This is a genomic window from Pseudomonas sp. GNP012 (genome assembly GCF_054343835.1).
On record NZ_JBTGUU010000001.1, the window covers coordinates 4,762,774 to 4,789,317 of the forward strand.

25 protein-coding genes and 1 pseudogene are annotated in these 26,544 nt (G+C 62.6%); 10 read left to right on the forward strand and 16 right to left on the reverse strand.

The window, feature by feature from the left end:
• Positions 1 to 47: 47 nt before the first annotated feature.
• The gene (locus ACXX83_RS21520; RefSeq protein ID WP_458549526.1) at positions 48 to 1,931 is read left to right on the forward strand and encodes a TonB-dependent receptor domain-containing protein; all 1,884 of its coding nucleotides are present in this window, start codon (positions 48 to 50) and stop codon (positions 1,929 to 1,931) included.
• A gap of 152 nt (positions 1,932 to 2,083) precedes the next feature.
• Here the strand turns inward: ACXX83_RS21520 and ACXX83_RS21525 are convergent, their stop codons facing one another.
• From ACXX83_RS21525 to nrdR, 12 genes and pseudogenes are all read right to left on the reverse strand, one after another.
• Positions 2,084 to 2,884, reverse strand: coding sequence for a cobalamin-binding protein (locus tag ACXX83_RS21525; protein WP_458549527.1), 801 nt, complete (start codon positions 2,882 to 2,884; stop codon positions 2,084 to 2,086).
• Entirely contained in the window at positions 2,884 to 3,303 is a 420-nt protein-coding gene (locus tag ACXX83_RS21530) for a hypothetical protein (RefSeq protein ID WP_015097009.1), read from the reverse strand. Before ACXX83_RS21530 ends, ACXX83_RS21525 begins: the two co-directional genes overlap by 1 nt.
• On the reverse strand, positions 3,300 to 3,917 hold the full coding sequence (gene ribA / locus ACXX83_RS21535) for a GTP cyclohydrolase II (protein WP_007970170.1): 618 nt from the start codon (positions 3,915 to 3,917) through the stop codon (positions 3,300 to 3,302). Before ribA ends, ACXX83_RS21530 begins: the two co-directional genes overlap by 4 nt.
• Before the next feature lie 142 nt (positions 3,918 to 4,059).
• Positions 4,060 to 4,468, reverse strand: a pseudogene (locus ACXX83_RS21540) (hypothetical protein).
• Positions 4,469 to 4,534: 66 nt separating this feature from the next.
• A complete protein-coding gene (locus tag ACXX83_RS21545) occupies positions 4,535 to 5,038 on the reverse strand; it encodes a phosphatidylglycerophosphatase A family protein (protein WP_007970166.1) in 504 nt (167 codons plus the stop codon).
• Entirely contained in the window at positions 5,035 to 6,000 is a 966-nt protein-coding gene (gene thiL, locus ACXX83_RS21550; protein ID WP_458549528.1) for a thiamine-phosphate kinase, read from the reverse strand. The genes ACXX83_RS21545 and thiL overlap by 4 nt, the downstream gene beginning before the upstream one ends.
• 28 nt (positions 6,001 to 6,028) lie before the next feature.
• A complete protein-coding gene (gene nusB / locus ACXX83_RS21555; protein ID WP_007970164.1) occupies positions 6,029 to 6,529 on the reverse strand; it encodes a transcription antitermination factor NusB in 501 nt (166 codons plus the stop codon).
• On the reverse strand, positions 6,526 to 7,002 hold the full coding sequence (gene ribH / locus ACXX83_RS21560; protein ID WP_003228649.1) for a 6,7-dimethyl-8-ribityllumazine synthase: 477 nt from the start codon (positions 7,000 to 7,002) through the stop codon (positions 6,526 to 6,528). The genes nusB and ribH overlap by 4 nt, the downstream gene beginning before the upstream one ends.
• Positions 7,003 to 7,093: 91 nt before the next feature.
• Complete coding sequence (gene ribBA / locus ACXX83_RS21565) at positions 7,094 to 8,185, reverse strand: bifunctional 3,4-dihydroxy-2-butanone-4-phosphate synthase/GTP cyclohydrolase II (protein WP_007970163.1); 1,092 nt, start codon at positions 8,183 to 8,185, stop codon at positions 7,094 to 7,096.
• A 16-nt stretch (positions 8,186 to 8,201) separates the two neighbouring features.
• Positions 8,202 to 8,867, reverse strand: coding sequence for a riboflavin synthase (locus ACXX83_RS21570; RefSeq protein WP_458549529.1), 666 nt, complete (start codon positions 8,865 to 8,867; stop codon positions 8,202 to 8,204).
• A 47-nt stretch (positions 8,868 to 8,914) separates the two neighbouring features.
• A complete protein-coding gene (ribD, locus tag ACXX83_RS21575; protein ID WP_102673681.1) occupies positions 8,915 to 10,048 on the reverse strand; it encodes a bifunctional diaminohydroxyphosphoribosylaminopyrimidine deaminase/5-amino-6-(5-phosphoribosylamino)uracil reductase RibD in 1,134 nt (377 codons plus the stop codon).
• The gene (gene nrdR, locus ACXX83_RS21580) at positions 10,045 to 10,509 is read right to left on the reverse strand and encodes a transcriptional regulator NrdR (protein WP_003228656.1); all 465 of its coding nucleotides are present in this window, start codon (positions 10,507 to 10,509) and stop codon (positions 10,045 to 10,047) included. Before nrdR ends, ribD begins: the two co-directional genes overlap by 4 nt.
• Before the next feature lie 127 nt (positions 10,510 to 10,636).
• Between nrdR and ACXX83_RS21585 the strand changes: the two genes are divergently transcribed.
• The 3 genes from ACXX83_RS21585 (at position 10,637) to trxA (ending at position 12,821) form a co-directional block, all read left to right on the forward strand.
• On the forward strand, positions 10,637 to 11,101 hold the full coding sequence (locus ACXX83_RS21585; protein ID WP_126047787.1) for a YbaY family lipoprotein: 465 nt from the start codon (positions 10,637 to 10,639) through the stop codon (positions 11,099 to 11,101).
• Positions 11,098 to 11,751, forward strand: coding sequence for a class I SAM-dependent methyltransferase (locus ACXX83_RS21590; protein ID WP_458549530.1), 654 nt, complete (start codon positions 11,098 to 11,100; stop codon positions 11,749 to 11,751). The genes ACXX83_RS21585 and ACXX83_RS21590 overlap by 4 nt, the downstream gene beginning before the upstream one ends.
• A gap of 197 nt (positions 11,752 to 11,948) precedes the next feature.
• Complete coding sequence (trxA, locus tag ACXX83_RS21595) at positions 11,949 to 12,821, forward strand: thioredoxin (RefSeq protein ID WP_007970158.1); 873 nt, start codon at positions 11,949 to 11,951, stop codon at positions 12,819 to 12,821.
• Positions 12,822 to 12,924: 103 nt separating this feature from the next.
• On the opposite strand, the gene ACXX83_RS21600 is transcribed toward trxA, so the two are convergent.
• On the reverse strand, positions 12,925 to 13,263 hold the full coding sequence (locus ACXX83_RS21600) for a hypothetical protein (protein ID WP_217836483.1): 339 nt from the start codon (positions 13,261 to 13,263) through the stop codon (positions 12,925 to 12,927).
• Between the two features lie 135 nt (positions 13,264 to 13,398).
• Here ACXX83_RS21600 and ACXX83_RS21605 point away from each other — a divergent pair, with 135 nt between their 5' ends.
• The 5 genes from ACXX83_RS21605 to ACXX83_RS21625 all read left to right on the forward strand — a co-directional run bounded on the left by ACXX83_RS21605 (position 13,399) and on the right by ACXX83_RS21625 (position 17,567).
• Positions 13,399 to 13,977 carry a DUF2796 domain-containing protein gene (locus tag ACXX83_RS21605; RefSeq protein WP_458549531.1) on the forward strand — a complete coding sequence of 193 codons (579 nt, stop codon included), beginning with the start codon at positions 13,399 to 13,401 and terminating at the stop codon, positions 13,975 to 13,977.
• Between the two features lie 135 nt (positions 13,978 to 14,112).
• Positions 14,113 to 14,823, forward strand: a complete 711-nt coding sequence (locus tag ACXX83_RS21610; protein ID WP_217836485.1) for an ABC transporter ATP-binding protein — start codon at positions 14,113 to 14,115, stop codon at positions 14,821 to 14,823.
• A 1-nt stretch (position 14,824) separates the two neighbouring features.
• Positions 14,825 to 16,090: an ABC transporter permease gene (locus tag ACXX83_RS21615; RefSeq protein ID WP_015097017.1), complete on the forward strand. Its 1,266-nt coding sequence runs from the start codon at positions 14,825 to 14,827 to the stop codon at positions 16,088 to 16,090.
• A gap of 11 nt (positions 16,091 to 16,101) precedes the next feature.
• Entirely contained in the window at positions 16,102 to 16,620 is a 519-nt protein-coding gene (locus ACXX83_RS21620; RefSeq protein ID WP_015097018.1) for a DUF3299 domain-containing protein, read from the forward strand.
• A 248-nt stretch (positions 16,621 to 16,868) separates the two neighbouring features.
• The gene (locus ACXX83_RS21625; RefSeq protein ID WP_217836486.1) at positions 16,869 to 17,567 is read left to right on the forward strand and encodes an OmpW/AlkL family protein; all 699 of its coding nucleotides are present in this window, start codon (positions 16,869 to 16,871) and stop codon (positions 17,565 to 17,567) included.
• A gap of 214 nt (positions 17,568 to 17,781) precedes the next feature.
• On the opposite strand, the gene pgnE is transcribed toward ACXX83_RS21625, so the two are convergent.
• Positions 17,782 to 18,711, reverse strand: coding sequence for a UDP-N-acetylglucosamine epimerase PgnE (gene pgnE / locus ACXX83_RS21630; RefSeq protein WP_458549532.1), 930 nt, complete (start codon positions 18,709 to 18,711; stop codon positions 17,782 to 17,784).
• Complete coding sequence (locus ACXX83_RS21635) at positions 18,704 to 19,588, reverse strand: sugar nucleotide-binding protein (protein WP_015097021.1); 885 nt, start codon at positions 19,586 to 19,588, stop codon at positions 18,704 to 18,706. Before ACXX83_RS21635 ends, pgnE begins: the two co-directional genes overlap by 8 nt.
• 325 nt (positions 19,589 to 19,913) lie before the next feature.
• Between ACXX83_RS21635 and ACXX83_RS21640 the strand changes: the two genes are divergently transcribed.
• Positions 19,914 to 24,230 (forward strand): Lhr family helicase, encoded by a 4,317-nt coding sequence (locus tag ACXX83_RS21640; RefSeq protein WP_458549533.1) that lies wholly within the window; start codon positions 19,914 to 19,916, stop codon positions 24,228 to 24,230.
• 180 nt (positions 24,231 to 24,410) lie between these two features.
• Here ACXX83_RS21640 and ACXX83_RS21645 read toward each other — a convergent pair whose 3' ends face one another.
• The gene (locus tag ACXX83_RS21645) at positions 24,411 to 26,534 is read right to left on the reverse strand and encodes a mechanosensitive ion channel family protein (protein ID WP_458549534.1); all 2,124 of its coding nucleotides are present in this window, start codon (positions 26,532 to 26,534) and stop codon (positions 24,411 to 24,413) included.
• Positions 26,535 to 26,544: the final 10 nt, after the last annotated feature.

Consider the following 26,544-nt stretch of genomic DNA (forward strand, 5'->3'; position numbering starts at 1 on the left):
CTCCCACATTTGATTTGTGTGCACCACGAAACACCAACGGACCACCCATGAAGTTCTCCCGCCTCGTCCTGCCCCTGTTTCTTCTGCCAATCGCAAACGCCCTCGCCGACACCTTCGAACGCGATCAAGCGCTGAAGCTGCCCGATGTGCTGATCAGCGCCAACCGCCAGGTCGAAGCGCGCAACGACAGCAGCGCCGCCAACACCGTATTCACCCGCGACGACATCGATCGCCTGCAACCCGATAGCGTCACCGACCTGCTGCGCCGTGTACCGGGCGTGCAAGTCTCGCAGGCCGGCGGGCGCGGCAGTGTGCCAGGGGTTTACATTCGTGGCACGCAATCAGCCCAGAGCCTGGTACTGGTGGACGGTCAGCGCATCGGCAGCTCGACCTCCGGCGACAGCAACCTGCAGCACATCAACATCGATCAGGTCGAGCGCGTGGAAGTGCTGCGCGGCTCCCGTTCGGTGATTTATGGCAGCGATGCGATTGGCGGGGTAATCCAGATCTTCACCCGCCGTGGCGGCGAACAGGGCCTGCAACCGCGCCTGCACACGGCGTTTGGCAGCAACCAGACCTGGGAGCGCAGCCTAGGCTTATCCGGCGGGGACGAGCGAACCCGTTTCAATCTCGGCGCCAGCCTCGACGAAAGCGCCGGGATCAATCGCACCCACGAGTCATACCCCAGCGACGGCGACCATGACGAGTACCGAAACCAGTCGTTTAGCCTGAGCTTTAGCCACGCACTCAGCGATGACATCGAGATCGGCGCCAACGCGCTCGATAATCGCGGCAAAAGCGAATTCGACAACCCGTTCGGGCGCTTCGACATGAATACGTTCGAGTCGGTCCAACAGCAGCCCGCCAACGAATTCGATGTGAGCAGTGTCAGCAGCTACATCGACGCGCGCATCAATGAAGCATGGAAAACCCGTGTTGAACTCGGTCACAGTGAAAACCGCGAGAAGACCCTCGACAAGCTCAGCGATGAGCGCAGTGTTTTCAATACTTACCGCGATTCGGTGACCTGGCAGAACGACCTGACGCTCAACGAGCGCAACAGCCTGCTGCTGGGTGGCGACTGGTATGAAGACCGGATCAACAGCAGCACGGCGTACGACGAGGACAGCCGCTGGAACCGCGCCGCGTTTATCCAGCATCGCTTTCAGGCGGACCGTTTCTCCACGGAGCTGGGTTTGCGTCACGATGACAACCAGCAATTTGGCGGCCAGAACACCTGGAGCGGCACCTTCACCCTGCCGCTGAACCCGGACAACGAAGTGCTGTTCACCTACAGCGAAGGCTTCCGCGCGCCGACATTCAACGACCTGTACTACCCCGACTTCAGCAACCCGGACCTCAAGCCTGAAACCTCGAAAAGCTATGAGCTGCAATGGCGCAGCCAATTGACCGAGAGCAGTCGACTGGAAACGTCGCTGTATCGCACCGACCTTGAGGACGCGATCATCTTCGGCAGCAACTCGCGCCCCGAGAACGTCGCCTCGGCGCGGATCAACGGCTTCGAAGCAACGCTGAAGCAGGAACTGTTCGACTGGCAGAGCAATCTCGGCGTGGCGATCATCGATCCGCGCGACCGTGACACGGGCCACACCCTGGCCCGTCGCGCGCGGCGTACCTTGAGCTGGGATCTGGACCGTCAGTTCGATCGCCTGGGCCTCGGCGCCAGTTGGCAAGCGGTCAGCAGCAGCTATGACGACCAGAACAATCAACAGCCCCTCGGCGGCTATGCCTTGCTGGGGCTGCGCAGCAGTTGGGAGCTCAATCGTGAAGTCAGGCTGGAGCTGAAGGTCGACAACCTGCTGAACAAGGGTTACAGCCGGGCGTTGTACAGCTACCAGGGCAGCCAGTACGGGTATCGCGAGGAAGGTCGCGCGTGGATGTTCGGGGTGACGTGGAAGCCGGAGATCTAAAAGCTCAACTCGATCATTTGTGGCGAGGGGGCTTGCCCCCGTTCGGTTGCGCAGCAACCGCAATCAGGTTGATGGGGCATGCCTGATGATACACCATTGCAGGACTTTGGGCTGCTTCGCAGCCCAACGGGGGCAAGCCCCCTCGCCACGAGTCAGCGGTCGGGCGCGATCAATTGGCACAGCTTGGCAGTCGCCTCAACCATCTGCCCACTCGGCCGCTCCAGCCCCTTGTCCGTGACCAATCGCAACTGTCCTTGCGCCACCGCCGCCACCTGCGGCCAGGCTTTCCACGCATCAAGCTGCGCCTGATCGCTGGCCAGAATCACCTCGGGATTACGTTGCAACACGGCTTCCACGCTGACTTGCGGTGCCGGCAGTTTCAGGTCGGCGAACACGTTTTGGGCTCCGCAGACCGCCAGCGCATCGCTGATGATCTGCTCGCCACCAACCGTATACAGCGGCCGATCCCAGACCTGATAGAACACCTGTAGCGGCTTGTCCCGTCGATAGCGTTGGCGCAGTTCGCCCAGTCGTCGGCGCAAGTCGCTGGCCAATGAAACGCCGCGTTCAGGCCGATCGAGCCGAGCGGCAATGGCCTCGATCTGCGCGGCGAGCTGGTCCAGGCTGTGGGGTTCGGCGACGTAGGTGGGAATGTTCAGGCGCTTGAGCTGGTCGCGTTGGGCCGGGCCGACGCTACCGGGCCATAGCAGCAACAGATCGGGCTTCAGGCTGAGCAGCCGCTCCATGTCCAACTGGCCATAGCGGCCAACGGAGGGCAGGCTCTTGAGTTCGGCAGGTCGCTCACCGGCGTCCAGCACACCCACCAGGAGGTCGGCAGAACCCAGTTCAACGACGATTTCAGAGAGCGACGGTGCAAGACTGACGACCCGCTCGACCGCGATGGCCGAGCGGCTGGCGGCCAGCAGCAAAACCGCCAGCCAGAGCGCGCGCATCAACCGAGCTGACGCGGAATACGGTAGAGGTAGAACAGCACGGCGGTCGACAGCGCCAGCAGCATCAGCGGCACCGCTTCGAGGCCGACGAACACCGCCAGGGCACCGATCCACGCCGGCAGGCCGGCGGCAAGGAACGCTTTACGGCGCTTCGCCGCCAGACTGATCCACGCGCCAGGTTCTTCAGGGGTATCGAGGGCTTTCTGGGTGGCGATCAGCGCGTGTTTGTAGGCGCCGAAAAACTTCAGGCTGACAAACATCGAGGCGACACCGGCGATGAACAACGGCATCGCCAGCATTGGCAGAATGGCTTCGCTCTGGCCGAACACCGCGTTGATCACAAACAGCGGCAACAGGGCCAGAGCCAGGTATTGCCACCAGTTGACGGACAGTCGCCGCCGAACCTGACCGCGGGTCACGCCCGGTCTACCTCGCCCTGATGTTCATTGCCCATCATGTGGTCGAGCTTGCTGGCCTTGGTCGCCAGGTAGAGTCGATTATGCGGGTTGTGGCCGGTGTGCAGCGGCACGCGCTCGGCGACCGCGATCCCCATGTCGGTCAAGGCCTTGACCTTGCGCGGGTTGTTGGTCATCAGGCGCAATGACTTCACGCCCAGGTGCTCCAGCATCGGCAGGCACATGGCGTAGTCACGCTGGTCGGCGGCAAAGCCCAGACGCTCGTTGGCTTCGACGGTATCGGCGCCACCGTCCTGCAGCTCATAGGCGCGGATCTTGTTCAGCAGGCCAATGCCACGACCTTCCTGGCGCAAGTACAGCAACACGCCACGACCTTCGCGGGCGATGGCCTGCAAAGCAGCCTCCAGTTGCGAGCCGCAGTCGCAACGCTGGCTGAACAGCGCATCGCCAGTCAGGCATTCGGAGTGCAAGCGGCCGAGTACAGGGGCACCGTCGTCGAACTCACCCAGGCTCAGCACAACGTGCTCGCGGCCAGTGCCTTCATCGAGAAAGCCGTGCATGGTGAATTGCGCAAAAGGCGTTGGCAGCTTGGAAGCGGCGACAAAAACGACAGGCACCGGTGTGCTCCTGATCTAAAAGTTCTGAAGATTCGCAGAGCCGGCATTGTAACAGCAGGTTCCGAGCGACGCTTAGGCTGAATTATCGGCGATAACCATCAAAAAGTTTGATATGCGCCCCACAGGGCTCTGTGTCAGCCCTTCAGTTCGAATCAAACGGATAAGGCTGTTTCCAGTGCTCGAAGATCGGTTTGAGCTCACCGCTTTTTACCAACGTCTCCATACGGTGATCGAACAGGGTCATCAGGCTACGCGCCTTTGGGGTCTTGGCAAAGCAAAGGTACAACGGCAACTCGGCGATATGGGTATTGCGCAACCGGGAGGGATCTTTGGCCACGCTCGACCAAGCCCAGCGAACGCAGGTAGGGCTCGGTGCGGATGTGCACTTTGACACCTGCCGGCTCGAACACTTGTCGCAGCACGTCCCAGCCCAGGCCATGACCGTCGGCGGCGGTGTAGTCTTCCCAGTCTTCCCAGTCTTCGCTGGCCAGATGAATCACCGACAGCGGCGTAGCAGCCCCTCCTCCCGCTGGGGCGAAAGAGCAAAACATCGCGAAGCACTATCAATCCGCGTAGAACCATCCCTGCTCCCCCGATTAACGCCTGGCACCCCTTGATCAGGCGAAAAACCACACCAGTCCCTGCATCGCCAACCATGCGAACACCCCGGCCAGGACATCATCGAGCATGATGCCAACGCCGCCATGCACGTGCCGGTCGATCCAGCGAATCGGCCATGGCTTGAGGATATCGAAGAAGCGGAACATCAAGAAGCCTGCCAGCAACCACTGCCAACCTTCCGGCACCAGCCACAGGGTGATCCACATCCCGACCATTTCGTCCCAGACGATGCCTTCATGGTCGTGTACCCGCAAATCGTCGGCCACTTTGCCGCACAGCCAGAAGCCGAACAGCATGGTGATGCCGAGCATCAGCCAGTAACCCCAGTCGGGCAACATCTGCCACAACGGAATAAAGGGGAGCGCAACTAACGAACCCCAAGTGCCGGGCGCCTTTGGCAAGGTGCCCGAGCCGAAGCCGAACGCCAGGAAATGCCATGGATTACGCCAGACCGACGGCGGTACGAATTCCGCCGGGACCTGCTTGGGATGATCTGTCACGGTGACTCCCGAAAATGTTGATAACCCCGGGTTTGCGGGGTGATGTCCTGGCCATCGGCGTCCAGCAGCGTCACGCCCTGCCCCGTCACCACCCGTCCAATCACATGGATCGGCCAGCCGTCGGCCAGCAATAGCGGCAACTCGACGGACGGTAGGGTGAACGCCAGCACGTAATCGTCGCCACCGCTCAGGGCCGCCACCTGGGCGTCCGATCGGCCGAGAAAGTCGACCAGGCTCTGCGACAGGGGTAAACGCTCCCGCTCGACTTCGATACCGACCTTCGAGGCCAGCGCGATATGCCCGCAATCAGCGAGCAGGCCGTCGGAGATGTCCATCGCCGAAGTGGCCTTGCCCCGCAGCGCCTGCCCCAGGCCAAGCTGCGGTTGCGGCGACCAGTAGTGGGCCAGCAACGGCTCGGCAACGCTCGCGTCGGCCGTGCGTTGGCCGAGCACCAATGGCAAGGCACCGGCGGCATTGCCCAGGTCGCCGCCGACACACAGCAGATCGCCCGGCTGCGCGCCACTACGGGTCAGCGCCTGGCCACTCGGCACGCGACCGAATACGGTCATGGTCAGGCTGAGCGGCCCACGGGTGGTGTCACCGCCCACCAGTGCCACGCCGCAGCTTTGCGCCATGGCGTTCAACCCACGGGCATAGGCTTGCAGCCAATCGGCGGTCACCGTCGGCAAGGTCAGGGCAAGGGTAAAGGCGATTGGTGTGGCACCCATGGCGGCCAGGTCGCTGACGGCTACGGCCAGCGAGCGCTGACCGAGCAGAAAGGGATCGCAGGGATCGGCGAAATGCACGCCGGCCACCAGCGTATCGGTAGAAATCGCCAACTGCTCCCCAGGAGGAACAGCCAGCAAGGCGCAGTCATCGCCGATCCCGAGGGCAACGCCTTCGCCGCCCTGCGCACAAGGCGCGGCGGCGAAGAAATTGCGGATCAGCTCAAACTCGCCCATGGCTTCGTGTCGACATTCCAAGCGCCAATCAGCGCTTGAACGCCTTCACTTCAGCTTCACGCAGACGCGGGGCCAGCTTGTCGAGCACACCGTTGACGAACTTGTGGCCGTCGGTGGAACCGAAGACCTTGGCCAGTTCGATACCTTCGTTGATCACAACGCGGTACGGCACGTCGACGCGCTTGAGCAGTTCCCAGGTGGACAGGCGCAGAACCGCCAGTTCAACCGGGTCCAGCTCTTCGATGGTCAGATCGAGACAAGGCTTGAGTGCGGTGTCGATTTCGGTCTTGAACTGCGGAACCCCGTGCAGGATTTCGCGGAAGTACGCGCCGTCGACATCGCTGAAATCGTTATCGACCCGGAACTGCGCTTCGATCTCGTTCAGCGACTGCTTGGCCATGTGCCATTGGTACAGCGCCTGAGTCGCGAGCTGACGGGCTTCGCGGCGCTTGGCGCTTTTCGATGGCTTGCCGGCATCCGCAGGCTTTGGATCGCGCGGGTTGAAACGATCGCTATCGTCGCTAATCACTTGGCCTCCAACTGCGCCAGCAGGCTGACCATTTCCAGAGCGGACAGGGCAGCTTCAGCACCTTTGTTGCCGGCCTTGGTGCCGGAACGCTCGATGGCTTGCTCGATGGAGTCAACGGTCAGCACGCCGAATGCAACCGGAACGCCGAACTCCATGGACACCTGGGCCAGGCCCTTGGTGCATTCGCCAGCCACATATTCGAAATGCGGAGTGCCGCCACGAATGACTGCGCCCAGGGCGATGATTGCCGCGAACTCGCCCTTTTGAGCGACTTTCTGCGCAACCAGCGGGATTTCGAAGGCGCCAGGTGCGCGGATGATGGTGATGTCGCTTTCGCTCACGCCGTGGCGAACCAGGGCATCAACGGCACCGCTGACCAGGCTTTCAACGACGAAGCTGTTGAAACGGCCCACTACCAGAGCGTAGCGGCCTTTAGGGGCGATGAAGGTACCTTCGATGGTCTTCAGGGTCATTCGTTAGATCTCTTAAAGAGCCGGGACGCGTCTCGTACGCGTCCCTCAGTGATATTTGAACCGCGAATTCAAGGCCGGGAACAACCGGTCATTATTCGGAGGGCACGTATTCTACAACTTCCAGATCGAAACCGGATATCGCATTAAATTTCATTGGTGCCGACATCAGGCGCATTTTGCGTACGCCCAGATCACGCAGGATCTGCGAACCGGCACCGACAGTGCTATAGGTGGTCGGTTTTTTCACCGCGGCGTGATCGGCGGTTTCGCGGATATGCGCCAGCAACACGTCGCCATCGAGCGGGTGACCGAGCAACAGCACCACGCCGCTACCGGCCTCGGCAACCGCTGACATGGCGGCGCGCAGGCTCCAGCGGCCTGGTTGCTTGACCATCAGCAGGTCACGCAGCGGGTCCATGTTGTGCACGCGAACCAGGGTCGGTTCTTCGGCACACACGTTGCCCAGGGTCAGTGCCATGTGCACGTCGCCTTCCACCGAATCACGATAGGTCACCAGGTTGAATTGGCCCAGTTCGCTGTCCAGCGGCTGCTCGGCAATCCGCTGAACGGTACGTTCGTGGATCATCCGGTAGTGAATCAGGTCGGCGATGGTGCCGATCTTGATGTCGTGTTCGGCAGCAAAAGCTTCCAGCTCGGCGCGACGGGACATGGTGCCGTCGTCGTTCATCACTTCGCAGATCACGCCACTCGGCTCGAAACCGGCCATGCGCGCCAGGTCGCAGGCCGCTTCGGTGTGGCCGGCACGGGCCAGGGTGCCGCCGGCCTGGGCCATCAGCGGGAAGATGTGGCCCGGGCTGACGATGTCTTCAGCCTTGGCATCACGGGCGGCAGCCGCTTGCACGGTACGCGCGCGGTCGGCGGCGGAGATGCCGGTGGTCACGCCGGTGGCGGCTTCGATGGAGACGGTGAACTTGGTACCGAAACCGGAACCGTTGCGCGGAGCCATCAACGGCAGCTTGAGCAGTTCGCAGCGCTCGCGGCTCATCGGCATGCAGATCAGGCCACGGGCGTGCTTGGCCATGAAGTTGATGTGCTCGGGCTTGCAGCACTCGGCGGCCATGATCAGGTCGCCTTCGTTCTCGCGGTCTTCGTCATCCATGAGGATGACCATCTTGCCTTGGCGGATGTCTTCAACCAGTTCTTCGATGCTATTGAGCGCCACAAGGCACCCCCTTGGGTCAGGATTTGAGGTAGCCGTTGGCGGCCAGAAAGCTTTCGGTAATGGTGCTGCCGGCAGTCGGCTCTGCGGCCTTGTCGCCCAAAAGCAGACGCTCCAGGTAACGGGCCAGCAAGTCGACTTCCAGGTTCACCCGGCGCCCTGGCTGGTACGACGCCATGATGGTTTCGCTCAGGGTGTGCGGAATGATGGTCAGCAGGAACTCGGCGCCATCGACTGCGTTCACGGTCAGGCTGGTGCCGTCGACGGTGATCGAGCCCTTATGGGCGATGTACTTGGTCAGGTCCTTGGGCGCGCGAATGCGGAATTCCACGGCGCGCGCGTTTTCGGTACGGGCAACCACTTCGCCCACGCCATCGACGTGACCGCTGACCAGATGCCCGCCGAGGCGAGTGGTCGGGGTCAGGGCTTTTTCCAGGTTGACCGGGCTGCCGCTTTTCAGGTCGTTCATGGCGGTGCAGTCGAGGGTTTCGCGACTGACGTCCGCCGCAAAACCATTGCCCGGTAATTCAACGGCAGTCAGGCACACGCCGTTGACCGCGATGCTGTCGCCCAGCTTGACGTCGCTCAGGTCGAGCTTGCCGGTTTCGACGTGTACCCGCACATCACCGCCCTTTGGGGTCAATGCACGAATACTGCCGATGGATTCGATGATGCCGGTAAACATGAGGTTCTCCTCGAGAACAAAGCCAGCGCTATAGCGATGGCCGGAAATTATACGCTCGCTGCTGGCACTGGGATGGCGATGACTCGCCAGTCATCGCCAACTGCACGAATTTCGGTGATTTTGAGTGCCGGCGCATCCTTCATTTGCGCGAGCGGCCAGTCCAGCAGCGGCCGCGCCGAAGAACCCATGAACTTGCCGGCGATAAATATCTGGAATTCGTCCACCAGCCCAAGCTGAGCGAAAGCACCCGCCAGCCGTGGACCGGCCTCGACCAGCACCTCGTTGACGCCACGGTTGGCAAGTTCGACCAGCAGCTGACGCAGGTCGACCTGGCCATCGTAGCCGGGCACGATCAGGCATTCCGGGCCGTTGGCGTACTGCTCTTCCACCGCCACGCAGGTGGCGACCAGCGCCGGGCCGGCCTTGAAGAACGGCGCATCCAGCGGTACGCGCAGGCGGCCATCGACCAGCACACGCAGCGGCGGCCGGCTCATGGCCAGTGCGGTTTGTTCGGCGTCCAGTCCGAGCTCATCGGCACGCACGGTCAACCGCGCGTTGTCCGCCAGCACCGTGTCGGCGCCGGTCAGCACCACGCTGGCCTGGGCGCGCAGGCGTTGCACCGCCGAGCGTGCTGCCGGACCGGTAATCCACTGGCTTTCGCCGCTTTCCATCGCCGTGCGACCGTCGAGGCTCATGGCCAGCTTGACCCGCACGAACGGCAAGCCGTGCTCCATGCGCTTGAGGAAACCTTGGTTGAGCTTTCGCGCTTCGCCCTCCAGCACACCACTTTCGGTGGCGATACCGGCCTGAGCCAGGCGTTGCAAACCGCGACCGGCGACTTCCGGGTTCGGATCCTGCATCGCCGCGACCACGCGGGCCACACCGGCATTCACCAGCGCATCGGCACAGGGCGGCGTGCGGCCGTGGTGGCTGCACGGTTCAAGCGTCACATAAGCGGTAGCGCCACGCGCCTGCTCACCGGCCGCGCGCAAGGCGTGGACCTCGGCGTGAGGCTCGCCGGCGCGCTCGTGCCAGCCTTCGCCGACAATCTGCCCACCCTGCACGATCACGCAACCTACACGTGGGTTGGGGTGCGTTGTGTAATGCCCCTTGCGCGCCAGTTCCAGGGCACGGGCCATGAAATGGGCGTCGAGGATGGCAAGCTCTGCGGGCGTGGTCATTCTTTCACCGGTTCACGGGCCAGGCGATCGATCTCTTCGCGGAACTCATTGAGGTCCTGGAAGCGACGATACACCGAGGCAAAGCGGATGTAGGCGACTTCATCGAGCTTCTGCAGCTCGGCCATCACCAGTTCGCCGACCACGAGGGATTTGACCTCGCGTTCGCCCGTGGCACGCAGTTTGTGTTTGATGTGCACCAGCGACGATTCGAGGCGCTCGACGCTAACCGGGCGCTTTTCCAGCGCGCGCTGCATGCCGGCGCGGAGTTTTTCTTCGTCGAACGGCTGGCGGCTGCCGTCGGTTTTTATCAGGCGCGGCAACACCAGTTCAGCCGTCTCGAACGTCGTGAAACGCTCGCCGCAGGCCAGGCATTCACGCCGGCGGCGCACCTGTTCGCCCTCGGCGACCAGACGCGAGTCGATGACCTTGGTGTCGTTGGCACCGCAGAAGGGACAGTGCATGGTGGCAGGCAACAAAAAAAGGGAGGGCCATGGTAGCGCATCCCGGTGGCAAGACAAGCCATAGGGTTTGCGGTATACAGACGGGATGATCACTTGATCCATGGAATTCAGCTTTATGGAGCCACCAATGTCGTTACGTCCGCTCATTTTGCTCAGTGTTTTCAGCCTGCTGGTGGCTTGCAGCAGCGATGCCCCCAAACCCCAGCCGCCAACACCTGGCCCGGCGCCGCAGCAAGCGCAGAAGAAAGCCCGGGAGGCCGCCGCCCTCGGCCCCTTGCCTGCCTATCAGCGTGAGCTGAGCGGCACCCTGCAAGGCGTGCCGGCCGGTGCTGAAGTCGAGCTGGCATTGCTGGTGATCGACGAAAAAGACCGCCCGCAACAATTGCTCGCCAGTTCCAGCCTGATCGGCAACAACCAGGTATTGCCGTTTCACCTGCGCTTCAATCCGGAGTCCTTCCCGACCGGCGCCCGTGTGGAACTGCGAGGCCGCGCCAGCCAGTCCGGCCAGTTGATCCTGCACTTGCCATCGCAACTGATTACCCAGCCGACCACCCAGGCCCTGGGCCAATTGCAATTCGTCAAAGCCCCATGAGTGCACCGCTCGACCTGCAACAGGCCCTGGCTGAATTGCTCGGTGATGCACAACTGGTGGCCTGCCCGTTGCCGGAAACCGATTTGAAGCTGTGGCTGATCGACGGCGACAACATGGACCGCGCCTTCAGCCCCGAAGAAACCCGGCGTATCCTGCATGAACCACCGTACTGGAGTTTCTGCTGGGCCAGCGGCCTGGCCGTGGCCCGCTATCTGGCCGCCAACCCGCACTGGGTCGAAGGCAAGCGGGTCCTGGATTTCGGCGCGGGTTCCGGGGTGGCGGGGATTGCCGCCGCCAGGGCCGGCGCACTGGAAGTGCTGGCCTGCGACCTCGACCCACTGGCGATTGCCGCGTGTCAGGCGAATGCCGAACTCAACGACGTGCAGCTCAACTACTCGACGGATTTTTTCGCCGAGGCTGATCGCTTCGATCTGATCCTGGTGGCGGACGTGCTGTACGACCGAGCGAACCTGCCGCTGCTCGACCAGTTCCTCAGTCGCGGCCGAGAGGCTCTGGTGGCGGATTCCCGGGTACGGGATTTTCGCCATCCGTTGTACCGGCGCATCGAGATGCTCGAAGCCATGACGCTTCCGGATCTGGCGGAGCCCCACGAGTTTCGGCATGTGAGCCTCTACCACGCGCAGCGCTAGTTAAAAGCTTCGCGGGCAAGCCCGCTCCCACAATGGTTGGTGTGAACCACACATCTTGTGGCGACTTCAATCCCTGTGGGAGCGGGCTTGCCCGCGAAGGCGCCCTGTCAGGCAACACACCTCTCACGGCCAACCGCTTCCGGCCGCCCCCCACCAAGCCGTATAGTTGCCCCATTCACGCTTCCAAGAGATTGCCCATGAGTCAGGAAACGCCGTACATCTTCGACGCCACGACTGCCGATTTCGACCAGTCGGTGATCGAGAACTCTTTCCACAAGCCGGTGCTGGTGGATTTCTGGGCCGAATGGTGCGCGCCCTGCAAAGTGCTGATGCCAATGTTGCAGAGCATTGCCGAGAGCTATCAGGGTGAGTTGCTGCTGGCCAAGGTCAACTGCGACCTCGAGCAAGACATCGTCGCCCGCTTCGGCATCCGCAGCCTGCCGACCGTGGTGCTGTTCAAGGACGGCCAGCCTGTCGACGGCTTTGCCGGTGCCCAGCCCGAATCCGCCGTGCGCGCCCTGCTCGAACCCCATGTGCAGATGCCGCCACCGGCCGCCGCCGATCCGTTCGAGCAGGCCCAGGCGTTGTTCGACGACAGCCGCTTTGCCGACGCCGAAGCACTGCTCAAGGTGATCCTGGGTGAAGACAATACCAACGCCAAGGCGCTGATCCTGTACGCCCGCTGCCTGACCGAGCGCGGTGAACTGGGCGAGGCGCAAGCCGTGCTGGATGCGGTCAAGAGCGACGAGCACAAGGCCGCGCTGGCCGGCGCCAAGGCGCAGATCAAGTTTCTCGGTTTGGCCAAGGACCTGCCGGACGCCGCCGACCTGAAGGCACGGCTGGCGAAAGACCCGCTGGACGATGAGGCGGTCTATCAACTGGCAATCCAGCAACTGGCCCGTCAGCAGTACGACGCTGCGCTGGATGCTTTGCTGAAGTTGTTCATCCGCAACCGCAGCTACAGCGAAGGCTTGCCGCACAAGACCTTGCTGCAGGTGTTCGAGTTGCTGGGCAACGATCACCCGCTGGTGAGCACGTACCGTCGTAAATTGTTTGCCGCGCTGTATTGAATTGCCCTTGTAGGATCGAGCTTGCTCGCGATGGGCGTCAACGATAATGAGGGCTACCGGTATGACCGCGGTGCCCTGAGGCTCTTCGCGAGCAAGCTCGCTCCTACAACCAGCGGTACAACGGTGTATCGCCGCCGCTTTCCACTTTCACATCCGCACAATGGCGCAAGCGCACCAGCAGGCGCTTGCCCGCCGCCGCACTGCCGGTCAGGCCTTCCAATTGATCGAGCAAATCCGGTCCACTCAGCTGTCCGGCCTTACGCAGCAAATCCCGGGCGATCTGCCACAGCGCATCATCCTGATTCAGCGGTTTCGCCGCTGGCGCGCTGACCTCGGATTTTTCCACCTGCAACTGCGCCCCTAGCCGCGCCCAGTCCGCATCGTCCATCTCCAGGGTCAAATCCACCGGCCAGTCGCCAATGCTTCCGCGAATTCGCAACATAAGTCTGCTCCCGAACTTTTCTTCCCAGCATGCTCCCATGGGACTTGTGCAACGCCAAGCAGGCAGTCAAACTCTGCGCGATTACGTTATAAGATTACATAACATTTTTTTCATTTTACTTTTCGGAGACTCGTCATGCGCCGTCTGCTTCTCGTTCTGCCGTTTGCCATCTTGCCGCTGGCTGTCGCCCATGCCGGCGACGAACACGATCATGAGCATGGCAGCCTGGGCGCCCACGAACATGGCGTTGGACGCCTGGACGCAGCGCTGGACGGCAAGACCCTGGCGCTGGAACTGCAAAGCCCGGCCATGAACCTGGTGGGTTTCGAACACGCCGCCACCAGCGATGCCGACAAAGCCAAAGTCGCCGCCGCCCGCGCTCTGCTTGAGCAACCGCTGGCCCTGTTCAACCTGCCGAAAGCCGCCGGCTGCGTGGTGGAAAACCAGGAACTGGAAAGCCCGTTGTTCGCAGACACACCCGATGCCGACGATGACCATGACAAAGACGCCAAGGACGAACATCATCACGACCACAGCGAAATCCACGCTCACTATCAGTTCACCTGCGCCACACCGGACGCATTGAAGACCCTGGACCTGGCGAACATTTTCAATTCGTTCCCGGCCACTCGGACGATTCAGGTACAACTGATCGGCCCGAGCGGGCAGCAAGGCGTTGATGTGACGGCCAAGGCTGCCGCGCTGAAGTTCTGATCCACCGCAAATCAAATGTGGGAGCGGGCTTGCTCGCGAAGGCGCCGTATCAGTTTGCATCAATGTCTCTGACACACCGCATTCGCGAGCAAGCCCGCTCCCACAGGGGTTCACCACCAACCTGACCGGTTTCACATGACCCAAGCACTCATCGAACTGTCCGACCTGCGCTTCAGCTGGCCCGGTCACCCGCCGCTGCTGGACATCCCGACGTTTCGCCTGGAGCGCGGTGAAACCCTGTTTCTCAAAGGTCCCAGCGGCAGTGGCAAGACCACCCTGCTCGGCCTGCTCGGCGGCGTGCAAAAGCCCGATCGCGGCAGCATTCGCCTACTCGGCCAGGAGCTGACGCAACTGTCGGCCGGCGCCCGTGACCACTTCCGCGTCGATCACACCGGCTACATCTTCCAGCAGTTCAACCTGCTGCCGTTTCTGTCGGTGCGTGAAAACGTCGAGCTGCCCTGCCACTTCTCGAAGCTGCGTGCCGAACGAGCGAAACAGCGTCACGGCAGCGTCGACAAAGCGGCCGCGACGCTGCTCGCCCACCTGGGGCTGAAGGATGCAAACATCCTCGCTCGCCGCGCCGATTCGTTGTCCATCGGCCAGCAGCAACGGGTCGCCGCCGCACGCGCACTGATCGGTCAACCGGAACTGGTGATCGCCGACGAGCCGACCTCGGCCCTCGATTACGACGCCCGTGAGAACTTCATTCGCCTGCTGTTCGCCGAGTGCCGCGAAGCCGGCTCGAGCCTGTTGTTCGTCAGCCACGACCAGAGCCTGGCGCCGCTGTTCGACCACAACCTGTCGCTGGCCGAACTCAATCGCGCCGCCACCCCGTCCGAGGTCTGAGATGTATCTGTTTCGTCTAGCCATGGCCAGCCTGGCTAACCGCCGCTTCACCGCGATCCTCACGGCGTTCGCCATCGCCCTGTCGGTGTGCCTGCTGCTGGCGGTGGAGCGCGTGCGCACCGAAGCCAAGGCCAGTTTCGCCAGCACCATCAGCGGCACCGACCTGATCGTCGGCGCCCGCTCCGGCTCGGTGAACCTGTTGCTGTACTCGGTATTTCGCATCGGCAACGCCACCAACAACATCCGCTGGGACAGCTTCGAGCACTTCGCCAACAACCCGAAAGTGAAGTGGGCTATCCCGATGTCCCTCGGCGATTCCCATCGCGGCTATCGGGTGATGGGTACCACCGAAGCCTACTTCGAGCATTACCAGTACGGCCGCCAGCAACACCTGGAGCTGGCCGATGGCCGGGCGTTTGCGAGCGACCCGTTCGAAGTGGTGCTCGGTGCCGAAGTGGCCGAGGCACTGCACTACAAACTCGGTGACAAACTGGTGCTGGCCCACGGCGTGGCGGCGATCAGCCTGGTCAAGCACGACGACAAGCCGTTCACCGTGGTCGGCATTCTCAAACGCACCGGCACGCCGGTGGACCGCACGCTGCACATCAGCCTTGGCGGTATGGAAGCAATTCACATCGACTGGCATAACGGCGTGCCGGCCCGGGGCGAGGGCCGAATCACGGCCGATCAGGCGCGCAACATGGACCTCACGCCGCAAGCGATTACCGCGTTCATGCTCGGTCTGAACAACAAGATTTCGACCTTTGCCCTGCAACGGGAAATCAATGAATTCCGTGGTGAGCCAATGCTGGCGATCCTGCCGGGCGTGGCGCTGCAGGAGCTGTGGAGCCTGATGGGCACCGCGGAAAAAGCCTTGTTCGTGGTCTCGCTGTTTGTGGTGCTGACCGGGTTGATCGGCATGCTCACGGCCATTCTCACCAGTCTCAACGAACGCCGCCGGGAAATGGCGATTCTGCGTTCGGTGGGCGCACGACCCTGGCACATCGCGACGCTGCTGGTGCTCGAAGCTTTCGCCCTGGCGCTGTCGGGCGTGATCGCCGGCGTGGCGTTGCTGTATGTGTGCATCGCGGCGGCCCAGGGTTATGTGCAGGCCAACTATGGCCTGTATCTGCCGCTGTCCTGGCCGAGCGAGTATGAATGGACGCTGCTCGGTGGCATCCTGATCGCCGCGTTGCTGATGGGCAGCGTGCCGGCCTGGCGCGCCTATCGCCAATCCCTGGCCGATGGCCTGTCGATCCGTTTATGAGGACGCTGAAAATGCCCCGCGCTGTACTTGCGCTGTTGATGCTGGTCGCCCTGCCCCTGTGGGCAGCTCAGCCGCGAGACCTGACCTGGTCGGAGATGATTCCGCCGGATGCGCCGAAAGAAGTGCCGAACATGACGCCGCTGCATGACCTGTCGCAGATGAGCAATGCACTGTCGGCCGAGTCGGCGCCCGCCGCCAGGCAAGACTTGCCCAACGCACCGGTGGTCAAGACACTCGATGGCCAGAGCATTCGACTGCCGGGCTACATCGTGCCGCTGGAAGTGAGCGAGGAAGGACGCACCACGGAGTTTCTGCTGGTGCCCTATTTCGGCGCTTGCATACACGTACCGCCACCGCCTTCGAACCAGATCGTGCACGTCAAGAGCGAAGTCGGCGTGAAGCTCGACGAGTTGTATCAGCCGTACTGGATCGAGGGCGCATTGCAGGTCAAGGCGTCCACCAGCGAACTGGCGGATGCCGGGTATCAGATGGAGGCGGACAAGATTTATCTGTATGAATTGCCGGAGTGAATCCGGAGTTTCCTTGTCGCCAACACAATCGCCATCGCGGGCAAGCCCGCTCCCACAGGTTCGATGTTGAAACAAAAATCTTCAGCATTGCGCAACTCCTTGTGGGAGCGAGCTTGCTCGCGATGAGGCCATCAGCAACACCACAAAAATCACGCCCTTCCCACTTTCATTGAGCTGCATCAAAAGACCGAATCGTTAGGCGCCTTACCATTGGACATCGAACATTTTTAACGTCCTCTGGAGCCCCCATGAACAAGTCCTTGCTCAGCGCTTCGCTGGTTGCCCTCGCGCTCGCAGCCCCGCTCGCCAATGCTTTCGAAGCCGGTGACATCCTCATTCGCGCCGGCGCAATCACCGTCAACCCGGAAGCTGACAGCTCCAGCGTCAAGGTTGATCAAGGCCCGCTCGCAGGTGCCGACCTGGGTGGCAAGGCGACCCTGAGCAGCGACACGCAACTGGGCTTGAACTTCGCCTACATGCTCACCAACCACCTGGGTATCGAGCTGCTGGCGGCCACACCGTTCGAGCATGACGTGAAACTCAAGGGCACGGCCCTGAGCGCAGCCAACGGCAAACTCGGCACCCTCAAGCACCTGCCGCCGACCTTGAGCCTGGTGTACTACCCGCTGGATCCGAAGTCGGCCTTCCAGCCGTACGTCGGCGGCGGCATCAACTACACCTATATCTACGACGAACACGTTGGCAGCCAAGCGCAGTCCGCCGGTTTCAGCAACTTCAAGGCGGAAAACTCCTGGGGCCTGGCCTGGCAGGTCGGTGCGGACTACATGCTGACCGACAACATCATGATCAACGCCCAGGTGCGCTACATCGACATCGATACCCGCGCCACTGTCGAGAACAACTCGATTGCCCCAGGTACCCGGGCACGGGTGGACGTCGATGTAGACCCGTTCATCTACATGGTTGGCCTGGGTTACAAGTTCTGAAGAACGTTCACGTGGTGGTGAATGAGGCTTGTGTGGCGAGGGGGCTTGCCCCCGTTGGGTTGCAAAGCAGCCCCAGATTCGGCAGAAGCGGTGACTTAGACAAACCGCATTGCCTGGATTGCGCCACAGGAATTGCACACGCTTTAACGTAAATTCCGGCCGTGAAAAAGGCGCCTGTAAAAAGGCGCCTTTTTCATGTCCGCGGGTAAGCGATCTATCGCCCCAGCAACCGCGCCAGCCCCACGCGCATCGGCGTCTGCTCCGTGGTAGTGAAGCGCTCCAGCAGACGCCGGTTGTTCGCCCGGGAATGACGGATGTCACCGGAGCGCGCCGGGCCGTAGCTTACCGGCGGCAGCTGGCCGACCACGGCTTCAAGCGCTTCGAGCATTTGCTTGAGGGTCGTCGCCTGGTTCCAGCCAACGTTGACCGCACCGACTTCGGCCCCGGGCTTCTCGATGGCCTGCACCAGCAAGTCGACCAGGTCTTCGACGTAGACAAAATCCCGGGTCTGCTCACCATCGCCGAACACCGTGATAGGCAAGCCCTTCAGTGCGCGCTCGCTGAAAATGCTGATCACCCCGGAATACGGCGAGGACGGATCCTGACGCGGGCCGAAGATGTTGAAGAAGCGGAAAATCACCGGCTCCAGCCCATGCTGGCGACGGTAGAAATCGAAATACTGCTCGCTGGCCAGTTTGTCCACCGCATACGGCGTCAGCGGCGCCTTTGGCGTGTCTTCGTCGATCGACTCGCCCTCGCCATTGTTGCCATACACCGCCGCGCTGGAGGCGAACAGCACGCGCTTGACACCGGCCTGGCGCATGGCTTCGCAGACGTTCAGTGTGCCGATGAAGTTGCTCTGGTGCGTGCGCACCGGATCGTCCACCGAGGCCTGCACCGACGCCACGGCGGCCAGGTGCGCCACGGCGCTGCAACCAGCCATCGCCTGGGCGACCACAGCCGCATCGGCCACGTCGCCGACGATCAGTTCGACCTTGGGATTATCCAGTGGCAGATTGCTGCGCTTGCCGGTGGACAGGTCATCGAGAATCCGCACCGCATGGCCCTTGGCGAGCAGCGCGTCAGTCAGGTGTGAACCAATGAAACCGGCACCACCGGTGATCAAAACGGGGCCGTCAGCCATGGCGATAGAACCTGTCCAGTAGACCGGGAAGCGCCGCACGCCAGGCGCGTGGTTTGATCCCGAAGGTGTGCAGAATTTTTTTGCAGGCCAATACCGCGTGTTGCGGCTCTTCCGCAGCATCCGGACGCGCGGCGTGAGCCTGTGCGGTCGGAGCTTCGATGGCCAGCGGATGCAGGCTGCGGGCTTCGGCCAGAATCGCCTGTCCCAGCGCCAGCGGTGTGGTCGCCTCATGCCCGGCGTAGTGGTAGGTGCCCCACAGTGGCGCTGCGCAATCGAGTTGCTTGAGCACTGAAATGATCACGCGGGCGGCATCGTCGACCGGCGTCGGATTGCCGCGCCGGTCGTCGGCCATCAGCAGTTCCTCGGGTTGTTCGGCACGGGCGAGGAAGCGGCCAAGGGCGCCATCCGGGCTGTCGTCCAGCAGCCAGCCGAAACGCAGCAGCACGTGTTGCGGGCAGGTGGCGCGAACGCTTTGCTCGATCCGCCACAACGCCTGCCCCCGCAAGCCCAAGGGCACCGGTTCGTCTTTCTCGCTGTAGGCCGTTGCGCGGGAACCGTCGAACACGCGGTAGCTGGAAGGTTGCAGCAGGACGATGTTGTGGTGCTGGCACAGCTCCGCCAGACGCTCGATCGCGCGCTCCTGGCCGGCCAGACGCTGTTCGCTGACCGCTTCAGCCTGAAACCAGTCGAAGTAGTAGGCAAGGTTGATCAATGCATCGGGACGGGTGTCGTCGAGCAGTTGTGTCAGGCTCGCGGCATCCCAGCCGTCTTGCGGTGGGCGGGGGGCGAGGAAACCGATGTCTTCCTCCGCACCGAGGCGAATCAGCGCCTGCCCAAGGGCATTTCCGCCGCCCAGTAACATAAGGCGCATTCGCATAGAGTCAGCAGGCCCAGTCTGATTGGAACGATGGCTATATCGACATCACCCCCAGGCGATGTCGTTGATAATTGCCGGAATCGTTGCATTTTGCGGGTTTAGTGCGCAACCGTCATCCGTAAAGTGTAGATGTCCGGGATTAGTGTCAGCTTTGATGACCCCTTCGCGGGCAAGCCCGCTCCCACAGGGAATTTCTGTGAATATGTAATTTGTGAACGACACGGACACTGTGGGAGCGGGCTTGCCCGCGAAGAGGCCCTGAAGGCCAATAGAGATCCCCAAGTGGTACTTGCATCTTGCGCCCCCCACCCGCATAACTTGCTGCATGAACCTGCCCATCCCCGCAGACAGTGCCCTGAGCGGCTTCCACCCTGCCGTCAGTGCCTGGTTCAGCCACACGTTCGCAGCGGTCACCGCCGCCCAGGCCCGGGCGTGGCCGTTGATCCGCCAGCGGCGCTCGACCCTGGTCGCCGCGCCCACCGGCTCCGGCAAAACCCTCACCGCGTTTCTCGCGGTCATCGACGACCTGGTGCACCGCGGCCTGGAAAGCCCCGAAGGCTTGCCCGACGCCACGCTGGTGGTCTACGTCTCGCCACTCAAGGCGCTGTCCAACGACATCCGGATCAACCTGCAAACCCCGTTGGCCGGCATTACCGAGCAATTGCGTGTGATGGGGTTGCCCGAACTGCAGATCAGCACTGCCGTGCGCACCGGCGATACACCGCAAAAAGACCGCTCGGCAATGCGCAAGACGGCACCGCACATTCTGGTGACCACACCGGAATCCCTGTACGTGCTGCTGGGCTCCGACTCCGGTCGGCAGATGCTCGGTACGACACAAACGGTGATCATCGACGAAATCCATGCCATGGCCGCCAGCAAGCGCGGCAGCCATCTGGCCCTGAGCCTTGAACGCCTGCAGGCCCTCTGCCCCGAACCGCTGCTGCGCATCGGTCTGTCGGCCACGCAAAAACCCATCGAAGCAGTATCGCGTTTCCTGGTCGGTCGCGACCGCCCGTGCGAGATCGTCGACATCGGCCACGCCCGCCCCCGCGACCTGGACATCGAAGTGCCGCCCGTGCCGCTGTCGGCCGTGATGGCCAACGATGTCTGGGAGTTGGTCTACGACCGCCTCGCCGCCCTCGCCCGGGAACACCGGACCACGCTGATTTTCGTCAACACCCGCCGTTTGGCCGAACGCCTTAGCCGTCACCTGAGCGAACGCCTGGGCAAGGACGCCGTAGCGGCCCACCACGGCAGCCTGGCCAAGGAATTTCGCCTGGACGCCGAGCAGCGGCTCAAGCGCGGCGACCTGCAAGTGCTGATCGCCACGGCGTCGCTGGAACTGGGGATCGACATCGGCGACGTCGACCTGGTGTGCCAGATCTCCTCACCGCGTTCGATTGCCGGGTTTCTGCAACGGGTCGGCCGCTCCGGGCACCAGGTCGGCGGCACGCCCAAGGGCCGTTTGTTCGCCACCACCCGCGACGACCTGATCGAATGCGCCGCGCTGCTCGACTGCGTGCGCCGGGGCGAACTCGATACCTTGTTGATACCGCAGGCGCCGCTGGATGTGCTGGCGCAGCAGATCATCGCTGAAGTCAGTTGCCAGGAGTGGCCCGAGCAAGCGCTGCTGGAGATGCTGCGCCGCGCCTCGCCCTACTCCGGACTCGACGAAAAACACTACCAGGCGCTGCTGCACATGCTCGCCGAGGGCTACAACGGGCGTCAGGGTCTGCGCAGCGCCTACCTGCACCGCGACGCCGTAAGCCGCACGCTGCGCGGGCGCCGTGGCGCAAAACTGACCGCAGTGACCAGTGGCGGGACCATTCCGGACAACGCCGACTACGCCGTGCTGCTGGAGCCTCAAGGGCTGAATATAGGCACCATCAACGAAGACTTCGCGGTGGAAAGCATCGCCGGGGATATCTTCCAGTTGGGCAATACCTCCTATCGAATCCTGCGCGTGGAAACCGGCAAGGTGCGTGTCGAAGATGCCCAGGGCCAGCCGCCGACCATCCCGTTCTGGCTCGGTGAAGCGCCGGGGCGCAGTGCCGAATTGTCCTCGGCGGTGGCGCGCTTGCAGGCAAAACTCGACGACCTGCTGGGTACCGAGCCTGGCAACTTGCAGCCAGCGCTCGACTGGCTGACCGGGACCCTGGGCCTGAACCTCGCCAGCGCCGAACAACTGGTGGACTACCTGGCCCGCGCACGGCAGACGCTCGGTGCCCTGCCATCGCAAGACACGCTGCTGATGGAGCGTTTTTTCGACGAGTCCGGCGGCACCCAACTGGTCATTCATACGCCGTTCGGCAGCCGCATCAACCGCGCCTGGGGCCTGGCCCTGCGCAAACGTTTCTGTCGCACCTTCAACTTCGAACTGCAAGCCGCCGCCAGCGAAGACGCCATCGTGCTGTCGCTGTCCACCAGCCACAGTTTTGAACTGGAGGATGTCTGGCGCTACCTGCACAGCAACAACGCCGAGCACATCCTGATCCAGGCCGTGCTCGACGCGCCGCTGTTCGGCGTGCGCTGGCGCTGGAATGCCGGCGTGGCCCTTGCCCTTCCACGCTACAGCGGCGGGCGCAAAGTCCCGCCGCAGATCCAGCGGATGAAAAGCGAAGACCTGATCGCCAGCGTGTTTCCCGATCAGATTGCCTGTGTGGAAAACCTCGCCGGCGAACGCGAGATTCCCGAGCATCCGCTGGTGGAACAGACCCTCGACGATTGCCTGCACGAAGCCATGGACACTGAAGGCTGGCTGGCCTTGTTGCGGCGCATGGAACGCGGTGACATTCGCCTGATCAGCCGCGACTTGCCAGCGCCCTCGCCGCTTGCGGCGGAGATTCTCAGCGCCCGCCCCTACACCTTTCTCGACGATGCACCGCTTGAAGAGCGCCGCACCCAAGCGGTACTCAATCGGCGCTGGAGCGATCCGCAATCCACCGACGACCTCGGTGCACTGGACGCCGATGCAATTGCCGCCGTGCGCGACGAAGCCTGGCCGGTGCCTTGCAGTGTCGATGAAATGCACGAGGCCTTGATGAGCCTGGCGTGCATCACCGATGTCGAGGCCAGCGCCAATCCGCAATGGCTCGACTGGCTCAAGACCCTGGCCGACAGCGGACGCGCGAGCCGTTTACAGATCAATGCCGGGCAATCGCTGTGGCTGGCGCTGGAGCGCCTGACCTGCCTGCGGGCCATTTATCCACAGGCCGAATTAACGCCACCGCTGCAAGCGCTGCCGGACTTCGATGAAACCTGGACACCCGACGAAGCCGTCCTCGAACTGATCCGCGCACGGCTCAGCGCCTTCGGCCCGCTTGCCCTCGAGCGCATCGCCGAACCACTCGCCTTGCCCTCCGCACAAGTGACCCAGACCCTGGCGCAACTGGAACACGAAGGCTACGTGTTGCGCGGTCGCTTCACCCCGGGCATCGCTGAAGAAGAATGGTGCGAGCGGCATTTGCTGGCGCGGATTCACCGCTATACGGTCAAGCGCCTGCGCCGGGAAATCGAACCGGTGGCGTTGCAGGATTTCATGCGATTCCTGTTCGACTGGCAGCATGTGTCGAGCGCCAGCCAGGGCCAGGGCGCGGCGGTGTTGCCAGCCATCGTCGGGCAATTCGAAGGCTACCCCGCCGCCGCTTCCGCCTGGGACAGCGACATTCTGCCCGCACGGATCAAGGACTACTCGGCGACCTGGCTGGATGAACTGTGCCGCAGCGGCAGACTGGTGTGGACGCGCCTTTCGGCGCACAACAAAAGCACCGGCACCGCGCTGCGCAGCACACCGATTGTGTTGCTGCCGCGCAACCGGGTCGGCCTCTGGAGCGGCTTGACCGAACAGACACCGGTGAGTGAACTGTCGCCGAAAACGCAAAAGGTCCACGCCGCCCTCAGCCAACATGGCGCGCTGTTTTTCGACGAGCTGATCCATGAGGCGCACCTGCTGCGTTCGGAGCTGGAAATCGCCCTGCAGGAACTGGTAGGCGCGGGGCTGGTGAACGCCGACAGCTTTGCCGGTTTACGCGCGCTGATCACCCCGGCGAGCAAGCGCCAGTCGCGCAACAGTCGGCGTGGACGCGGCGCATTCATCGGCGGCATGGACGACGCCGGGCGCTGGGCCTTGTTGCGACGCGCGCCAACTGCTCCTGTGGCGGGAAACCAGCGTCCCGCATCGACGCCGGGCGATACCCTGGAGCACATCGCCATGACCTTGCTGCGTCGTTACGGCGTGGTGTTCTGGCGCTTGCTGGAACGTGAGGCGGACTGGCTGCCGAGCTGGCGCGAACTGCTGCGCACCTTCCATCGCCTGGAAGCACGCGGCGAGATTCGCGGGGGGCGGTTTGTCAGCGGCCTGGCGGGCGAGCAATTCGCCCTGCCCGAGGCGATTCCATTGCTGCGGGAGGTGCGACGTCGGCCTCATGACGGGAGTTTGGTCGCGGTGTGCGGGGTCGATCCGCTGAACCTCGCCGGCACGCTATTACCTGGTGCGAAAGTCCCGGCGCTAGCGAGCAATCGGCTGGTGTATCGCGATGGTTTACCGGTTGCTGCCGAGATTGCCGGCAAGCAACAGTTTTGGGGGGAGTTGGATCAGCAGGCGAGTGCCGAGGTGCGCAGCAAGCTGATCCGGCATTAATGTCGTCTGGACCGGCCCCATCGTCGGAACGCCGCCCGGAGCAAGCTCGCTCCCACAGGGGATTTTCTGTGAATACAAATTTTTGGCACAACAGAGATCACTGTGGGAGCGAGCTTGCTCCGGGCGGCGTTCCGACGATGGGGCCAGACCAGCCACTGAAAGCCTCAAGTACAAAACCGGCTATTGAGACCGCGGCCGATCCGGCATCAACACCGCAGCATGTTCCGGCTCAGCCTCCGGTGGCGCTTCGACCGAATGCCGCGGCACCAGCGCCTGCTGTGGATAAGTTTGCGCGAAGTTCACCCACGGGCAGTTATCCACAAGCTTTTTCAATCGCTGGTTAAAGGCCCGGCTCACCGCATATTGTCCACCGGACACCGTACGAAATTGCGCGGTCAGCACCACACCATTGAGGTCCATCCTGTCGACGCCAAACACATCCAGCGGCCCTTGCAGGTTGTAGCGCAGGAACGGGTCGTTGCTGATGGAATGCCCGGCCTCGCGGATCAGTTCGATGGCCTTGTCGACGTCGGTGTCGTAGGTGAATTGCACCGAGAAAAACGCATAGGCGAATTGCCGCGACTGGTTGGTCACGGCCTTGATCTGCCCGAACGGTACCGAGTGCACGAAGCCCTTGCCGTCGCGCAGGCGCAAGGTGCGGATGGTCAGGCCTTCGACCGTGCCGGCATGCCCGGAATCAAGCACCACCCAATCACCGATGGACAGGGTGTCCTCGATGATGATGAACAGCCCGGTAATCACATCCTGCACCAGTTGCTGGGAACCGAAACCGATTGCCAGGCCGATGACCCCGGCACCGGCCAGGAATGGCGCGACGTTGATCCCCAGGTTGGCCATGGTGGTGATCGCGCAGATCACCACCAGGATGATTTTGATCGCATTGCGCAGCAGCGGCAGGATGGTTTTCACCCGCGTACTCGGTTGGCGTGCCGAGCGCTTGTTGGTCGGCGGTTTCAGGGCCTCCTGGATCGCCGTGTCGAGCACCACCCAGACCATCCAGGTCACCAGGAGGATCAAACCGATGTGGCTCAGGGAATCACTGATCGCCCGGCCCACGGCATTGCTCACCGCGAATTCGAACAGCGACACACCCCAGATCCGCCCGAGGATATCGATGAACACGATGGCCATGCCGATGCGCAGCAAGGCGTGGGACAAATTGAGAAAACGCTCCTTGTAGGCGCTGCTGCGGCGCAGGTCCGCTTCGCTGCGCGCCTTGAACAGATGGTGCAGCGTGGTGCTGAGAAACACCGTGGCAATCAGCAATACCGTGGTGAACAAGGCGCTGCGCAGTACCATCTGGTTGTCCGCGCCAACGCCGATCAGGTTGATGATCGAGACCAGCACCATCAACAGGATCGGCCAATACCAGAGCCCGGAAAAAATCCGCAGGGTTTCACGCAATGCCGGCTGACTTTGGCGCTGGGCCAGCGGCAGGATGCGGATCACGTGAGCGACCGGGCGACGCATGCGGATCACCAGCAAGCCAAAGGAAAGCGAGGCCGCCATCCCGGTGAACACCGCAATGCTGCTGGTGAGATTGCTACCCAATAGATGGGAGATCTGCTGGCTGGTCAGGGCATCGCTCAAGGCCACCAGAAAGCCGATAACGAATAACGGCCGGGGGCTCTTCTCGCGGATGATCTGCACCGCCCGGCGCTTGTGGCCGGCACTGAACACCACCATCAGCGACATCACCAATGACGCGGCAAAGATCCCCGCGCTGGTGGCATAAGCCAGGCACAGCGCCAGCGCCCGGCCCGCCGAAACCGGCAAGAACTGGCTGGCATATATCGTCAGCGGCAGGCTGATCACCGCCGCAAAGGTGTAGGGCAGCACGTAACCGAGCAACGCCTGGCCCCGTTCACGACTGAGCAGCAGGCGATGCGCGCACAGGCGTTTGGCCAACAATCGCCCAAGTAGCCAAAGGCAGGCAAACACGGCGGCCCACACGCAGGTCAGTATCAGGAAATCGACAACGACGCTCAAGGGCGAGCGGGCCGAAGGCTGATTGACCAAATGATCCACTTCATCGGCCGCGCGGTCGGCACGCAGGCGCCAGGCGTCGAGCAGGTTTTGATTGAGATCAAGCCTGGTCTGGACCTCGTCGATGCTTGAACTGATGGCCCCCAGTAATCCGCCTTGCACCAGCGGTTCGGGGTGGGCCGGCGGCGTCGCAGCGGTCGCGGTGGCCGGCAGCCCCGGTATCGCGGCGGCTTCCAGTTGCTCGCTGCCCACAAACAGCAACGCCCCCAGCAGTATCGCGGTCTTGAGCCTGATCAAAACACCCGCT

Excerpts from the sequence above, each read along its gene's own strand:
- ACXX83_RS21520 (WP_458549526.1), top strand. The coding sequence starts at position 48 with ATGAAGTTCTCCCGCCTCGTCCTGCCCCTGTTTCTTCTGCCAATCGCA.
- ACXX83_RS21525 (WP_458549527.1), bottom strand. The coding sequence starts at position 2,884 with ATGCGCGCGCTCTGGCTGGCGGTTTTGCTGCTGGCCGCCAGCCGCTCG.
- thiL (WP_458549528.1), bottom strand. The coding sequence starts at position 6,000 with ATGGGCGAGTTTGAGCTGATCCGCAATTTCTTCGCCGCCGCGCCTTGT.
- ribH (WP_003228649.1), bottom strand. The coding sequence starts at position 7,002 with ATGACCCTGAAGACCATCGAAGGTACCTTCATCGCCCCTAAAGGCCGC.
- ACXX83_RS21570 (WP_458549529.1), bottom strand. The coding sequence starts at position 8,867 with ATGTTTACCGGCATCATCGAATCCATCGGCAGTATTCGTGCATTGACC.
- ribD (WP_102673681.1), bottom strand. The coding sequence starts at position 10,048 with ATGACCACGCCCGCAGAGCTTGCCATCCTCGACGCCCATTTCATGGCC.
- nrdR (WP_003228656.1), bottom strand. The coding sequence starts at position 10,509 with ATGCACTGTCCCTTCTGCGGTGCCAACGACACCAAGGTCATCGACTCG.
- ACXX83_RS21585 (WP_126047787.1), top strand. The coding sequence starts at position 10,637 with ATGTCGTTACGTCCGCTCATTTTGCTCAGTGTTTTCAGCCTGCTGGTG.
- ACXX83_RS21590 (WP_458549530.1), top strand. The coding sequence starts at position 11,098 with ATGAGTGCACCGCTCGACCTGCAACAGGCCCTGGCTGAATTGCTCGGT.
- trxA (WP_007970158.1), top strand. The coding sequence starts at position 11,949 with ATGAGTCAGGAAACGCCGTACATCTTCGACGCCACGACTGCCGATTTC.
- ACXX83_RS21600 (WP_217836483.1), bottom strand. The coding sequence starts at position 13,263 with ATGTTGCGAATTCGCGGAAGCATTGGCGACTGGCCGGTGGATTTGACC.
- ACXX83_RS21605 (WP_458549531.1), top strand. The coding sequence starts at position 13,399 with ATGCGCCGTCTGCTTCTCGTTCTGCCGTTTGCCATCTTGCCGCTGGCT.
- ACXX83_RS21610 (WP_217836485.1), top strand. The coding sequence starts at position 14,113 with ATGACCCAAGCACTCATCGAACTGTCCGACCTGCGCTTCAGCTGGCCC.
- ACXX83_RS21615 (WP_015097017.1), top strand. The coding sequence starts at position 14,825 with ATGTATCTGTTTCGTCTAGCCATGGCCAGCCTGGCTAACCGCCGCTTC.
- ACXX83_RS21620 (WP_015097018.1), top strand. The coding sequence starts at position 16,102 with ATGCCCCGCGCTGTACTTGCGCTGTTGATGCTGGTCGCCCTGCCCCTG.
- ACXX83_RS21625 (WP_217836486.1), top strand. The coding sequence starts at position 16,869 with ATGAACAAGTCCTTGCTCAGCGCTTCGCTGGTTGCCCTCGCGCTCGCA.
- pgnE (WP_458549532.1), bottom strand. The coding sequence starts at position 18,711 with ATGGCTGACGGCCCCGTTTTGATCACCGGTGGTGCCGGTTTCATTGGT.
- ACXX83_RS21635 (WP_015097021.1), bottom strand. The coding sequence starts at position 19,588 with ATGCGAATGCGCCTTATGTTACTGGGCGGCGGAAATGCCCTTGGGCAG.
- ACXX83_RS21640 (WP_458549533.1), top strand. The coding sequence starts at position 19,914 with ATGAACCTGCCCATCCCCGCAGACAGTGCCCTGAGCGGCTTCCACCCT.